Annotated in this window: 12 protein-coding genes; 11 read left to right on the forward strand and 1 reads right to left on the reverse strand. The window is 72.3% G+C overall.

Annotated features, from left to right (window positions below; translation table 11 throughout):
* Positions 1-1,023 precede the first annotated feature (1,023 nt).
* A complete protein-coding gene (locus tag ABH920_RS27575) occupies positions 1,024-1,383 on the reverse strand; it encodes a hypothetical protein (RefSeq protein WP_370352054.1) in 360 nt (119 codons plus the stop codon).
* Between the two features lie 838 nt (positions 1,384-2,221).
* Here ABH920_RS27575 and ABH920_RS27580 point away from each other — a divergent pair.
* From ABH920_RS27580 to ABH920_RS27630, 11 genes are all read left to right on the forward strand, one after another.
* Positions 2,222-2,638, forward strand: coding sequence for a hypothetical protein (locus ABH920_RS27580; RefSeq protein ID WP_370352055.1), 417 nt, complete (start codon positions 2,222-2,224; stop codon positions 2,636-2,638).
* Between the two features lie 127 nt (positions 2,639-2,765).
* Positions 2,766-3,203, forward strand: a complete 438-nt coding sequence (locus ABH920_RS27585; protein ID WP_370352056.1) for a phage tail protein — start codon at positions 2,766-2,768, stop codon at positions 3,201-3,203.
* Positions 3,200-3,922, forward strand: a complete 723-nt coding sequence (locus ABH920_RS27590; RefSeq protein ID WP_370352057.1) for a LysM peptidoglycan-binding domain-containing protein — start codon at positions 3,200-3,202, stop codon at positions 3,920-3,922. Before ABH920_RS27585 ends, ABH920_RS27590 begins: the two co-directional genes overlap by 4 nt.
* A 7-nt stretch (positions 3,923-3,929) precedes the next feature.
* Positions 3,930-5,912: a VgrG-related protein gene (locus ABH920_RS27595; RefSeq protein ID WP_370352058.1), complete on the forward strand. Its 1,983-nt coding sequence runs from the start codon at positions 3,930-3,932 to the stop codon at positions 5,910-5,912.
* Between the two features lie 80 nt (positions 5,913-5,992).
* Positions 5,993-6,427, forward strand: a complete 435-nt coding sequence (locus tag ABH920_RS27600; RefSeq protein ID WP_370352059.1) for a GPW/gp25 family protein — start codon at positions 5,993-5,995, stop codon at positions 6,425-6,427.
* A 1-nt stretch (position 6,428) separates the two neighbouring features.
* On the forward strand, positions 6,429-8,399 hold the full coding sequence (locus tag ABH920_RS27605; RefSeq protein ID WP_370352060.1) for a putative baseplate assembly protein: 1,971 nt from the start codon (positions 6,429-6,431) through the stop codon (positions 8,397-8,399).
* Positions 8,396-8,935 carry a phage tail protein gene (locus tag ABH920_RS27610; RefSeq protein WP_370352061.1) on the forward strand — a complete coding sequence of 180 codons (540 nt, stop codon included), beginning with the start codon at positions 8,396-8,398 and terminating at the stop codon, positions 8,933-8,935. Before ABH920_RS27605 ends, ABH920_RS27610 begins: the two co-directional genes overlap by 4 nt.
* A gap of 19 nt (positions 8,936-8,954) precedes the next feature.
* Positions 8,955-10,400, forward strand: a complete 1,446-nt coding sequence (locus ABH920_RS27615) for a hypothetical protein (protein WP_370352062.1) — start codon at positions 8,955-8,957, stop codon at positions 10,398-10,400.
* 340 nt (positions 10,401-10,740) lie between these two features.
* Complete coding sequence (locus tag ABH920_RS27620) at positions 10,741-11,343, forward strand: LuxR C-terminal-related transcriptional regulator (RefSeq protein ID WP_370352063.1); 603 nt, start codon at positions 10,741-10,743, stop codon at positions 11,341-11,343.
* A 139-nt stretch (positions 11,344-11,482) separates the two neighbouring features.
* A complete protein-coding gene (locus ABH920_RS27625) occupies positions 11,483-12,109 on the forward strand; it encodes a DUF4255 domain-containing protein (RefSeq protein ID WP_370352064.1) in 627 nt (208 codons plus the stop codon).
* On the forward strand, positions 12,106-14,208 hold the full coding sequence (locus ABH920_RS27630) for an ATP-binding protein (protein WP_370352065.1): 2,103 nt from the start codon (positions 12,106-12,108) through the stop codon (positions 14,206-14,208). Before ABH920_RS27625 ends, ABH920_RS27630 begins: the two co-directional genes overlap by 4 nt.
* Positions 14,209-14,235: the final 27 nt, after the last annotated feature.

Consider the following 14,235-nt stretch of genomic DNA (forward strand, 5'->3'; position numbering starts at 1 on the left):
TGCCTCCTCACCCGCCACACAGCGCGTGCCTGATGTGCAGGTACAGCGTGCTCCCGCTTCGGACACGCGTGCCCCGGTGCGCCTGAACACCTCGCGACCGGCGTCCCCCACCCCAACGACGTCGACGAGGCCACTGCTCGGCTCACGCCAGCTCTCCGGCTTCCCCACCCCCGAGACACCGCCATCGAGCACCGGCGCCACCCGACGCGAGCCGGTCCGACCGATCTACAACCGCCCGCACAACACCTCCGCTTCAGGCGCACCAACCGCCGACCCGCCACCATCGCCCCAGCCAACCGCCACCACCGGCGCGATCCAGCGCTCGGCATCAGCCGCGCCGACCGGCACGGCGACCACTGGCGGCACACAGGCCGGCACCGGCTCAATCCAGCGCGCCTCCGCCAGCCCGATGGAACACTCGGCCACAACCTCGCCGAGCTCCGCTTCGACCGGCGCGGGCTCCCAGCCCAGTCCTGGCCCGAATCAGCGCACGGCATCGGCCTCGCCAGGCGGTGCTGGTGAGCCGACCGGTGTGGCCTCGGGTCCCGTCCAGCGCTCGGCATCGAGCTCGCCAGGCGGTGTTGGTGAGCCGACTGGTGTGGCCTCGGGTCCCATCCAGCGTTCCGCATCGGCCTCGGCAGGTGGTGTTGGTGAGCCGACTGGCGTGGCCTCCGGTCCTATCCAGCGCTCGGCATCGGCCTCGGCAGGCGGTGCTGGTGAGCCGACTGGTTTGGCCACCGGTCCCATCCAGCGTTCCGCATCGACCTCGCTAGGCGGCGCTGCTGAGTCGGCCAGTGCGGCCTTCGGCCCGACCCAGCGCTCAGCTCCGGCCTTGCCGGGCTCCGGTCCGACCGGCGCGGGCTCGCAGGCTGGCTCTGGCGCGGTCCAGCGTTCCGCGTCGACCTCGCCAGGCAGCGCTGCTGAGTCGACTGGTGCCTCCTCCGGCCAGTCCCAGCGCTCAGCTGCGGCCTTGCCGAACTCCGGTGCGACCGGCGCGGGCTCGCAGGCTGGTCCCGGCCCGATTCAGCGTTCGGCATCGACTTCGGCAAGCAGCGCTGCTGAGTCGACCGGTGCGTCCTCCGGCCAGTCCCAGCGCACAGCGATGCCGAGCGCTGGCTCGATCCAGCGTTCGGTATCGAGTTCGCCAACGAGCGCTGCTGAGTCGACCGGTGCGTCCTCCGGCCAGATGCCGAGCGCTGGCTCGATCCAGCGTTCCGCGTCGAGCTCGCCAGCGAGCGCTGCTGAGTCGACCGGTGCGTCCTCCGGCCAGTCCCAGCGCTCAGCTGCGGCCTTGCCGGGCTCCGGTGCGACCGGCGTGGGCTCGCAGGCTGGTCCCGTCTCGATCCAGCGCTCTGCCACAGGCTCGCCGATCTCTGATTCCACCAGCGGCTCGGCGGTCCCCGCTGGCTCAAGCGCCCGGCCGACTCCTGGGCTGAGCGGGGGCTCGGCAGCTGGCCCGTCGGCGTCCGCAGGATCTACCGGTGGCGCGGGACAAAGCCTGTCGGCGTCCGCTGGCCCGATCCAGCGTTCGGCCACATCCTCAGCCGCACCGATCCGACGCGTGGCCCGACCCGTCCCGACCACCGCCGCGATCGAGCGCTCGGGCACGCAGGGGCCTGGCTCGATGGAAGGTCCGGCAGCGACGTCGATCCAGCGTTCGGTGACGGTGGCTGGTTCGCACAGCTCCGGCCAAAGCGGTTCTGTCGCGGGCTCGCAGGCGCCTGGCCAGACTGGCGGTTCGACAGCAGCCCCCGGGCCGGTCCAGCGTTCGGTGAATGCTCGGCCCACCCCGATTCGGCGCCTGGCAGCGGCCTCAACCAGCACGCCGTCGATCGCCGCGCTGATTCAGCGCGCGGCGGTCGCACCCGCCAGCCAGGCATCTGACTCGCTTAGCCGCTCGGGAGGTTCCCAGCTGTCGTCCGCTTCGGGCATCGGCCCCGGCGGAGCACCCGGGCCTGCCACGCCAGCAGTCGGCCCGGCCGGAGCAGTCCGCCACGCCGCACCAACAGCTGGTCCCGTCGCGGCGCTCGGGCGCGCAGTCCCGGCAGCCAGCCCCACCGCCGGAGCACCGACACGCCCCGCCCCCGCATCCAGCCCCACCCCGGCCCGCATCCAGCGAGCCGTCCCCGTCCACCGCCCCGCCGCGCCGGCGACCGCGCGCCTGCCCCTCCCGATGGCCTTCCGTGCGCCGGCCCCGCCGCCGCCGGTGCAGCGTGCGCCGATGGCCTCCTTCCTCGCCGACGCGGTCAGCGACCAGGCGCGCGACACTCGGCAGCGGCTCAACGACACCGTCGGTGACCAGGTCGGGGGCTTCAGCGACAAGATCGCCGATGTTCGGGACGCTGCCGCGCTCATTCGTGATCCGTCGCAGTTTCGGCAGGTCGTCAAGCAGCGGGGGTTGGACATGCTCGCCGAGTCCAATCCCGTTGCCGGGACGTTGTTCGGGTACCGGCGTACCGAGCAGGAGTCCGGCTCCGGGGCGCGTGGCGGTGGCTCCGGACGGAACCGGGGCCGCGGCGAGCACCAAGAGATGGAACAGCTCGCCGAGAAGCTGGTCGCGCCGCTGGCCCGGCTGCTTCGCACCGAGTTGCGCATGGACCGCGAGCGGACGGGGCGCCTGCGTGACTCAGGACGTTAATACTCCCGGCGCGCCACCACCACCACCAGCTGCGCCGCCGACCGCCGCGCCGCCACCGCCACCGCCAGCCGCGTCGCCCCCTCCGCCCCACCAGAACACCAGCACCCCGAATAAGGACTGACCGACCATGACCACCGCCACCCAGGACCCCGGCTCCAGCCTGTTCTTCAAGCTGACCATCGACGGGCAGGACCTCGGCCTGTTCAACCAGTGCGAGGGCCTGACCGCGGAGGTGGAGGTCTACCAGCACAAGGAGGGCGGCAACAACGGCTACACCACCTACCTCCCGGGCCGGGTCAGCCACGGCAACATCACGCTTATCCGGCCCCTGACGCCGGACAGCAGCAAGATCGCCGCGTGGATCTCCTCCATCGCCACCGGCATCCAGCGGCCGACGGCGCAGATCGCCGCCTTGCGCGCGGACGGCTCGTTGGTCGTGCAGTGGGGCCTGCTGGACGTCCTGCCGGTCAGCTGGAGCGGCCCGACGCTGGACCCCACCTCCAACACCGTGGCCACCGAGCGGCTGGTCATCGCCCACCACGGCTTCACCGAATCGGGAGCGTGATCCGCGTGTCCTCGCAGCCCGGAGTCAGCCTCGTCAAGGCCTCGCTCACCATCAAGGAACCGCCGATCGGCCCGGCGCTGGAGCCCGGCGGCACCATGCGGGAGATCAACTTCCAGTTCAACCCGGAGACGCTGACGCTGGCCAAGAGTGCCAACTGGAGCAGCACGCCGCTGCCCCTGTTCAAGTACGTCAGCATCCCCAGCTTCGGCGGCGCCGATCCCTACACCCTCTCCTTCCAGCTCTTCCTCGACTCCTCCATGACCCCGGCCGGCACCAAGGTCCAGGACGACGTCGAAGCCCTCCTGAAGTGCTGCGAGGTCACCGACCAGTCGATCGCCGCCTTCCAGCCCTCCACGCCGTGGGTCTTCTTCCAGTGGGGCAGCTTCTCAACGGTCAGTTTCAACGCATATGTCCAGAACATCTCTGCTAACTACACGTACTTCGACCCCTCCGGAGTTCCCCTCCGGGCCACCTGTGATCTGACGATCACTCAGATCCCGTCGCTCACCCTGGGTCAGAACCCGACGTCCGGCGCGCTGTCCGCGCACCGCTCGCACCGCGTGCGCGCCGGCGACACGCTGCAGTCCATGGCCTGGTCCGAGTACGGCGACGCCACCGCCTGGCGCACCATCGCCGAGGCCAACGAGATCGACGACCCGATGCGCCTCACGCCCGGCCACGAACTGCTCATTCCCGCCCCCGACCAGGTAAGGCGGTGACGCGACAGTGAGTTTCGGCTCCTTCTCCTCGGTCCCCAAGGTCGAGATCGGCGGCGCGCTGCCCCGGCTCCTGAAGGCCTCCCTGGACTCCTGCTGGGTGGAGTCCAGCCTCAATGTGCCCTCCACGTTCCACATCGCCTTCAAGGACAAGACCCGCCTGCTGATGTCCCTCTACGGGCAGCTGAAGATCGGCGCCCCGGTGACCGTCTTCGCGGTGGCCGGGCTCATCGGCGAAGACCAGCCGCTGATCACCGGCCAGGTCACCGGCATCGAGGCCGACTACTCCGGCGGCGACTTCTACACCGTCATCCGCGGCATGGACCACGCCTTCAAGCTGCTGCGCAAGCGGCGGGTGGCGTTGTACAAGAACATGTCCGCCTCCGACATCGTCCGCCAGGTGGCCGGTTCGCACGGGGTGTCGATCGGCAAGATCGAGTCCACGCCCCCGCCGCCCCCGGACTCGCAGACCTCGCAGCCCAACATCGACGACTGGACCTTCATCCAGGGCCTGGCCGAGCGGGCCGGCAAGGTCGTGTACTTCGACAACATGGGCCTGCTGCACTTCCGCGCGCCGGTCAAGGCCGTGCCGCTGGCCGGCGTGAGCGCCGACAAGAGTCCCTACGTGCTGGAGTTCGGTGCCAACACCCTGCGCTGCCGCTCCGGCTTCACCGCCGCCGACCAGGTCTCGATGGTCACCTCGCGGGGCTGGAACATGGTCACCAAGCAGACCCTGGTCGGCCGGGCCCCGGCGGTGGAGAACCCCGACGTGCTGGCCGGGCTGATCCCGGGGCAGGTGTCCTCGCCGTTCGGCACCGGCACCCTGGTCGAGACCGGTACCCCCTACGTCAGCCAGACCGAGACCGACTCCGCCGCCAAGTCCCTGGCCACCGACGTCACCTCCTCGTTCGCAGAGCTCGAAGTCGCCGTCCGGGGCACGCCGCAGCTGCTGCCCGACAAGTCCGTCACCCTGACCAAGGCCGGCACGCCCTTCGACGGCGCCTACACCGTCACCGGCGTCCGGCACGTGTTCGAGCAGGGCACGTACGAGACGTGGGTGTCGATGACCGGCCGCCAGTTCCGCTCCCTGTACGGCCTGGCCTCCGGCGGCGCAGGCGGCGCCGGCGGTCCGGGCGGCCCCGGCGGCACCGGGCACCGCATGAGCGGCGTGGTCAGTGCGATCGTCACCGACATCCACGACCCGCTGCGCATGGGCCGGGTCAAGCTGCGCTTCCCCTGGCTCGACGACGACTACGTCAGCGACTGGGCCCGCACCGTGCAGCACGGCGGCGTCAGCGCCGAGGGCGGCATGGTCCCCAACGGCGGCGGCGCCGGCGGCCACATCCCGGCCGGCGCCCCGGGCTCCGGCGGCTTCATCGGCTACGCCGTCAACGACGAGGTGCTGGTCACCTTCGACCGCGGCGACTTCGACCAGCCCTACGTCCTGGGCGGCCTGTACAACGGCGTGAACAAGCCCACCAAGTTCACCGTCGACGACCTGGTCTCCCGGGACGGCATCCCGAACGTCCTGGCCGTGTCCTCCCGGCGCGGCCACCGGCTGGAGCTGCTCGACGACGACTACGCCATGAACGCCGGCGTCAAGCTCCTGACGAACGACGGCGAGCAGCTGGTCCATCTGGACAAGATGGAGAACGAGATCGGCGTCAAGAACACCTCCGGCAAGATCACCATCGAGAGCCGGACCCCGGTCGGCGGCGTCACGATCCGCGCCGGCAGCGCCAGCATCACCCTGACGCCGGAGGGCGCGGTGACCATCGACGGCGCCGCCGAGGTCAGCATCAGCGCCGGCGCGGCGATGTCGCTCAAGGCGCTGGAACTGAACCTGGCCGCGGCCACGACCACCGTGGAGTCCGCGGAGATCAACTTCACCGGCGCCTCGCTGTCCGTGGAGGCCGCCGAGATCACGCTGACCGGCAACGTCGCCATCGTCGGCGAGGGCACGCTGGACGGCCAGCAGATCCTGGCGGTCTGAGATGAGCGACCTGACTGTGAGCGGCCCGACCACATCAGACCCGACCACAACAGACCCGACCACAAGGGGCCTGATCCGCCATGGGTGAGCGATTCGTCGGCTCCGGCTGGGGCTTCCCGCTGCGCGTGGACGCCGGCGGCCGCATCGGCCTGGTCTCCCACGACCAGGAGATCGAGGAGGCCATGCGCCTGGTCCTGGCCACCGCGCCGGGGGAGCGGCCGATGCGCCCGGAGTTCGGCTGCGCCGTCCACGACCTGGTCTTCGCCCCGGTCAACGACAAGACCGTGGGCCGCATCCAGCACGAGGTGCGCTCCAGCCTGGACCGCTGGGAGCCGCGCATCTCGGTGACCGGCGTCGAGGTCAGCGTGGACCCCGACCGCCCGACCGTGCTCTACATCGACGTGCACTACCAGCTACGCGGCACCAACAACCCGCGGTCCCTGGTCTTCCCCTTCTACGTCATCCCCGACCACGAAGGACCGGGCACCGCAGCGACAGATACGGAAGCAGCCTGACATGGCTATGCCCTCGCCGAACCTCGACGACCGCCGGTTCCAGCAGTTCGTGGACGACGCCAAGCGGTACGTCCAACAGCGCTGCCCGGAGTGGACGGACCACAACGTGTCCGACCCCGGCGTGACGCTGATCGAGGCCGTGGCCTACATGGCCGACCAGCTGGTCTACCGGCTGAACCGGGTCCCGGACAAGAACTACCTGGCGTTCCTGGACCTGTTGGGCATCAACCGGTTCCCGCCGGCGCCGGCGCGCGCCGAGGTCACCTTCCGGCTGTCCGCACCGCAGCCGAACACGGTGCTGGTCCCGGTCGGCTCGCAGATCGCGACCCTGCGCACCGAGTCCGAGGAGGCGCTGGTCTTCAGCTCCGCCGAGCCGCTGCGGATCGTGCCGTGCGCGCTGACCGCGGTGGTGGTGCAGAACAACGGCGCCGGCCCCACCGACCGCACCGTCGACGTGCTCGACGGCAAGGACGTGCCGGTATTCTCCCCGGCCCCCTCGCCCGGCGACGCGCTGTACTTCGGCCTGTCCGCGCCGGTGCCCTCGTGCCTGGCGGTGCTGCGGCTGAGCAGCCAGGTCGACGGCGTCGGCGTGGACCCGCGGCAGCCGCCGCTGGTCTGGGAGGCGTGGTCGGCCGACGGCTGGCTGCCGTGCGAGGTGGACTCCGACGACACCGGCGGCCTGAACCGGCCCGGGGACGTGGCCGTGCACGTCCCGTCCCGGCACATCGTCTCCCGGCTGGCCGGGATCGAGGCGGCGTGGCTGCGCTGCCGGGTGCTGGAACCGCGTCCGGCGCAGCCGTTCTACGCCGTCAGCCCGAGTCTGCGCGGCGCCACCGCGCGCACGATGGGCGGCACTGTCAGGGCCCTGCATTCCGAGGCGGTCCGGGACGAAGAGCTCGGCGAGTCCTCCGGGGTGGCCGGCCAGCGCTTCCGGCTGTCCCGCACGCCGGTCGCGGTCGACGACCCGATGCTCCAGCTCGACTCCTCCGACGGCGAGGGCTGGCAGCGCTGGGAGCTGGTCGACACCTTCGCCGGCTCCGGGCCGGAGGACCGGCACTTCCAGCTCGACCCGGTGACCGGCGAGATCGCCTTCGGTCCGGCGCTGCGGCAGCCCGACGGCAGCGTGCGGCAGTACGGCGCGGTCCCGCTCAAGGGCGTGCGGATCCGGGCCACCGCCTACCGGATCGGCGGCGGCCGGTCCGGGAACGTCGCACGCGGCGCTCTCAGTGTCCTGCGAACCTCGATCCCGTATGTTTCCAGCGTGGAGAACCGCGAGGCCGCGCGCGGCGGCGTGGACGGCGAGTCGGTCGCCGAGGCGAAGGTGCGCGCCCCGATCTCGCTGCGGGCCCAGGACCGCGCGGTCACGGTCCGGGACTACGAAGAGCTCACCCGCCGCGCGGCCCCGGAAGCCGCGCGCATCCACTGCCTGCCGGTCGACGAGCAGACCAAGCTCAACGGCAAGGAGGCCGGGATCGGCGCGGTCCGGCTGCTCGTGGTGCCGCAGGCCGTACCGGACGTCGGCGGCTTCCTGCGCTTCGAGCAGCTGGTCCCGGGCGACGAACTGCTCAGCCGGATCGCCGCCTACCTGGACGAGCGGCGCCCGATCGGCACCCGGCTGGCCGTCGGCCCGCCGTACTACCAGGGCGTCACGGCCGCGGTGACGCTGCACGCCTTCCGCGGCGCCGAGACCGACCTGGTCCGCACCGGCGCGATCAACGCCCTGTACTCCTACCTCGATCCGCTGACCGGCGGCCCGACCGGCGGGGGCTGGCCGTTCGGCCGCGCGGTCCACTCCGGCGAGCTGTACGCGGTGCTGCAGCGGGTCCCGGGCGTGGAGATGGTCGACGAGGTGCGCCTGCACCCGGCCGACCCGCTGACCGGCAAGCGCGGCGACGCCGCCGAACGGATCGAACTGGACCCCTCGGCCCTGGTGTTCTCCTACGATCACCGGGTGAAGGTGGTGGGCGGATGAGGGGCGCGGTCGACGGGCTCGGCAGCCCCTTCCCGCTCGGCGAGCAGCTGCCGAGCGTCTACGCCGACGACGACTTCGCGCAGCGGTTCGTCGGCGGCCTGGACGACCTGTTCGCGCCGCTGCTCTCGGTGCTGGACAACATCGCGGCCTACCTGCGGCCCGAGCTCGCGCCCCCGGACTTCGTGTCCTGGCTCGGCGGCTGGGTCGGCGCCGAGCTGTCCGGGGACGAGTCCGACCCCGACCTGCGCGCGGCGGTGTCCGGCGCGGCCGCCATGCACCGGCACCGCGGCACCGTGCACGGCCTGGCCGAGGCCGTCCGGCTCGGCTTCGGCATCGAGCCGCGGATCACCGAGAGCGGCGGCATGTCCTGGTCGGCGCGCCCGCTCGGGCCGCTGCCCGGGGAGCCCGAGCCGCGCCTGGAGGTGCGGCTGACCGCCGCGCAGGCCCGCTCGGTCGACCTGGCCCGGCTGCAGGCGCTCGTCGCCTCGGTCCGGCCGGCGCACGTGCCGTGTTCCATCGTCGTCGAAAAATCCTGAAAGGTAGCGTTCCCCGCCGATGTCCACCGATCTCAGTGAGCTGACCTGCCCCGACTGCGGTGCGCGCGACCAGCGGGAGGCCTTCTGCGACAGCTGCGGTGCGGCGCTCACGCGGGCCAAGCCGGCGCCGGTCACCGTCGGCGCGGCAGCCTTCGACGAGTCGCCGGCCGAGGATTCGGCTCCGGATTCCGCCGAGAGCTCGGGTCCGAGCCGGAGCCCGAAGGCGGATCCCGGCGCGAGCCAGAGCCCGGTTCCGAGCCCGAAGGCAGAATCCGGGGCGAGCCAGAGCACGGTCCCGAGCCAGCGCGACTCCTCGACCGCGAGTGCGAACCCGGTCGCGAGCATGGCCGCGAATCCGGTCGCATCCTTCGCCGACCGCATCGCGGCGTCCGAGTCGACGTCGACGTCGACGTCAGCGCCGACGTCAGCGCAGGCTCTGCCGACCTCTCCGGCACCCGAGCCGCAGGTCGCCGACGAGGCCGACACCGTGCCCCTGGTCGAGGTCGCCCGCGCCGCTGCCGAGAAGGCCCAGCAGGCCGCGCGCGAGCAGGCCGACGCCGAGCGCGCCGAACGGGCCCGAGCCCTGCTGGTCCCGGTCGCCGACCAGAGCGCCCCGACCGGCGGCATCCTCCCGGTCCTGCCCGGCAAGCCCGAGCCGATCGCCCCGCAGCGCAAGGGCTCCGATCGGCTGGAGGCCCTGGACGCGGGCATCGAATGTCAGTGGTGCGCGACCCGCAACCCGCCGGAGCGCCACTTCTGCCGGCGCTGCGGCCAGCGCCTGGCGTACGCGCCGGTGGAGGCGCGGCGTCCGTCGTGGTGGCGGCGGCTGATCTTCTTCTGGCGCAACCGGCCGCTGCCCTACGCCGGCCAGCGGCCCCGGCTGCGGCGCGGTCCGGGCCAGGCGATCCGGCCGGTGGTGTGGACCGCGGTGGGGGTCGTGGCGGTCGTCGTCGTGGTCCAGGAGTACAAGCCGGCCTCCACGAACGTCCGCGACCACTTCGCCAAGCCCAACGAGATCTCCAACTGGACCATCACCGCCTCGCACGAGGACCCGAACCACGCCGCCAAGCTGCTCCACGACACCTACTCCGACACCTGGTGGGGCAGCGGCTTCGCGCCGCAGAACAGCAACGGCACCAGCCTGACGGTGACCTTCACCCAGCCGGTGAACCTGCTGGACATGGGCCTGACGCCGGGCGCCGGCACCGCCGCGGACACCTTCGGCGCGCAGGGCTCGCCGGAGACCGTCGACGCCGTGCTGATCCCGATCCCGGGCAAGGGCGACCCGGTCAGGAAGACGTTCACGCTCGACGACCAGCCCGGATTCCAGAAGCTCCAGTTGCGCGGCGACGACATCCGCCAAGTGGTGCTCACCATCACCTCGTCGTACGAGCCCACCTCGGCCAACCCCCCGAAGGCGGTGGAGACGGCGATCACGGAGCTGGAGTTCTATACGCGCCACTGAACGGCCGTCGCCGAGGCAACAGCGGACCAACGCCGAACCAACCACGGAGCAACCCCCTGGCATCGGCGACCGACGGGGCCGCCGAACCGGCCCCGTCACCGTCAACCTCATAATTCTCATCGTCCGGCCCTGAGCCGCTCACGTCGCCCTCGCCTGGCGGTTTTCGATCAAGGCGCGGATGCCGGCGTGGGCGTTCCCGTGCTGTTTCGTTGAGGTGCGTTGGTTTCGCAAACGTTCCCGTGATGTCCTTCATGCGGCGGCAGCCGCCGTCCCGGCTTCGGCGACCCTGGCCGGAGAAGGCGAGGGGGGACATCCTGTGCGACGCGTCCAGACTGTGGTGATGGCCGCCGATCCGGTGCTCCGCGCCGGGATCGTCAACCTGCTCGACCACCGTTCCGAGATCGAGCTGCTGGATGCGGACGGCCCCGGCCGCGACCCGCTGATCGTGATGTGCGCCGACGACGCCGGCGAGCTGCTGGCCGCCGGGCCCCAGAACGCGCCCAAGCCCGCGTACACCGTCCTCGTGGTGAGCCGGATGAACAAGGCCCAGCTGCTGGAGGTGGTCGAGCTCGGCGTGACCGCCGTGGTCTGGCGCCGCGAGGCCACCGCCGACCGGCTGGTGCGCGCCGTCCAACTGGTCGACCGGGGCGCCGGCGACCTGCCGGCCGATCTGCTCGGCGGCCTGCTCGGCGAGGTCGGCCGGGCCCGGCGGGCGCGCGGCGCCGGCACCGAGCCGCTGCCGATGGGCCTGTCCAGCCGCGAGGTGGACGTCATCCGCCTGGTGTCCGAGGGCATGGAGACCAAGGAGATAGCGGCGAAGCTGTGCTACTCCGAGCGCACCATCAAGGGCGTGCTGCACGACGTGATGACGCGGCTGGAGCTGCGCAACCGGGCGCACGTGGTCGCGCATGCCGCCCGCGAGGGCTACCTGCGCTGGACCTGATGGGCGCCATGCGCTGCCCGTCCGGACATCGGGCACTGCCCGGGACGCCGTCCCCGCGCACCTGGCAGGCTCCGGCCGCGCGCGCCGAGGATGTGGTGGCGAAGTGTAGAGCGGCCAGTGAAGTGGAAGAGAACCGAGCTTGATCCCCGAAATCGACGAGGCGTTGCGCAGCCTGCTGCGATCCTCCCTCCCGGACAAGGGCGTGGAGATCGCCTTCGACGCCCCCACCCGGGACTGGGCCGCGCGCCGCAACACGCCCACGGTCGACGCCTACCTCTACGACATCCGCGAGGATCTCAGCCGGCGGGAGCGCGGCGTCGTGGCGATCCGCGACGAGCGCGGCATCGTCGTGCGCCGCCGCCAGCCCCCGCGCTACTTCCGCCTGTCCTACCTGGTGACCGCCTGGACCAAGCGCGCCGAGGACGAGCACCGGCTGCTGGCCGTGGTGCTCGGCTGCCTGCTCGCGCACGACTCGCTGCCGATCCCCGAAGGCCCCGGCCAACTCTCCGCCCTCGGCCTGCAAGTCCCGATGACCCCGGCCGCACCGCCGCAGGAGTCCCGCTCCATCGCCGACATCTGGTCGGCCCTCGGCGGCGACCTCAAGCCCTCCCTGGACCTGGTGATCACCGCGCCGTACCCGGTGGGCCCCGAGTACCCGGTCGGGCCGGCGGTCACCGAGGGCGCCGGACTGCGCAGCCACCGGCTCGACGAACCGGAGGCCGAGGCGCCGCTGCGGCTGCGCCGCTACGGGAAGATCGAGCGATGAGCGGCGGGAGCCCCTCCGACGCGGCCGCCAGGATTCCCGCCGACGCGGCCGCGGCCCGCCGCTGCCTGGACCGGCTGGCGGAGCAAGTCAGAGACCTGATCGAGGCACGCTCGGAGCAGGACCCGAGCGCCGACGATCCGCTGCGCGGGCTGCGGCTGTCCGCGGACCACGTCGAATGGCTGCTGGATGCCGATCCGGCGCACGGGAGCGTGGTGGCTCCGAGCGCCGAATGGCCACGGCTGGCCGGGCTGAGCGAGGCGTTCGGGCTCACCGACTTCGACCTGGCCGTCCTGGTGCTGGCTCTGGCACCGGACCTCGACCGGGTCTTCGAGTCCTGCTACGGCTACCTGAACGACGACGTGACCCGACGGCGCGCCACCGTCGGCCTGGCGCTCGACCTGTGCGGATACCAGGCCTGGGATCCGGCGGCGCGGGCCCGCTTCGGCGCCGGAGCGCCGCTGGTCGAAGGCGGGCTGCTGGAGCTCGAGGACGCCGATCGGCCGCTGCTGTCCCGAGCGCTGCGCGTGCCAGACCGCGTGGTGGCGCATCTGCTCGGCGACGACACCCCCGACGACATCCTGCACGGCCTGATTCAGACCATTGCTTCCAACGCCGATTCCCACACCGATTCCTCCGCCGGCGTATCCGACAGCAACGCAGTTGATCCGGCCGCCCCCGACGCCGCGACCCTCGCCGAAATCGCCCGCCGCCCCGGCCTGGTCGAGCTCCTGCGCGCCGGCCCCACCCTGATCCAGCTCCGCGAGCACCGCAAAGGCAGCGCCGACGCGGTCGCCCTGGCGCTGTTCGCCGCCGCCGGCCGTCCCGCGCTCCGCATCACCCTCACGGAGCAGGTCCTGGCGCGCGCCGACCAGATCGTCCCCGCGCTCGTCCGCGAAGCCCGCCTGCGCCGCGCCGGCCTGGTCGTGTTCCTGCCCGAACCCGTGGATCCGGGCCCGCTGTGCACCGACCGGGTGCCGGTCCTGCTGGTCGGCGAGGCGCGCCGCGAATCGGGCGGCTGGCCGGTGCGTCCGCTCGTCGTGGACATCGAGTCCCCGCCCGGCGGCGCACCGGAGTGGATCGCCCGCTGGCACACCGAGCTCGGTCCGGTCGCCCCCGGAACGGACCTGGAAGCGACCGTCGCGCCGTTCCGCCTCACCGCGACCGGAATCGCCCGGGCCGCCGGCACGGCCCGCGCCCTCGCCGCGCTCGAAGGCCGCCAGCCCGACGAGACGCACATCCGCCGCGCGGCGCGCCAGGAGAACGCGCGCGGCATGGGACCCGGCGTCCGGCACGTCGAACCCGCCGTCGGCTGGCCGGACCTGGTCCTGCCGGAGACCGAGGGCGCGCGCCTGCGCGAGCTGGTCGACCGCGTCCGCAACCGGGACCGCGTCCTGGGCGCCTGGGGCCTGCGCACCGGCGGCGGCCGGGGCCGCGGCGTCGCGGCGTTGTTCGCGGGGGAGTCCGGCACCGGCAAGACCCTCGCGGCCGAGGTGGTGGCCGGCGAGCTGGGCCTGGACCTGTACGTGGTCGAACTCAGTGCCCTGGTCGACAAGTACGTCGGCGAGACCGAGAAGAACCTGGAGCGCCTGTTCGCCGAGGCCGACCGGGTCGACGCGGTCATCCTGTTCGACGAGGCCGACGCGGTCTTCGGCAAGCGCTCGGAGACCAAGGACGCGCACGACCGCTACGCCAACATGGAGAGCGCCTACCTGTTGCAGCGCCTGGAGTCCTTCAACGGCGTCGCCCTGCTCACCACCAACCTGCGGGCCAACATCGACGACGCCTTCACCCGCCGCTTCGACCTGATCGTCGACTTCCCCTTCCCCGACGCTGCACTGCGCAAGGCCCTGTGGCAGCGCTGCCTGGCCGGGCCGGTCCCGCTGGAGCCCGACGTCGCCGACGGCTCGGCGCTGGCCCCGGTCGCCGACCGCTTCGAACTGGCCGGCGGCGCGATCCGCGCCGCCGCCACCACCGCGGCGTACCTCGCGGCGGCCGAGGGACGTTCGGTGGGCGCCGAGGACCTGCTCACCGGGGCCCGCCGGGAGTACCGCAAGATGGGCCGGCTGTCCGAGGAAGACCTGGTGGGCCTGGAGTTCTGATGGAGCCACTGACTACTGGAGCACGTT

This window comes from Catenulispora sp. EB89 (assembly GCF_041261445.1).
In the GTDB taxonomy this organism is placed as follows: domain Bacteria; phylum Actinomycetota; class Actinomycetes; order Streptomycetales; family Catenulisporaceae; genus Catenulispora.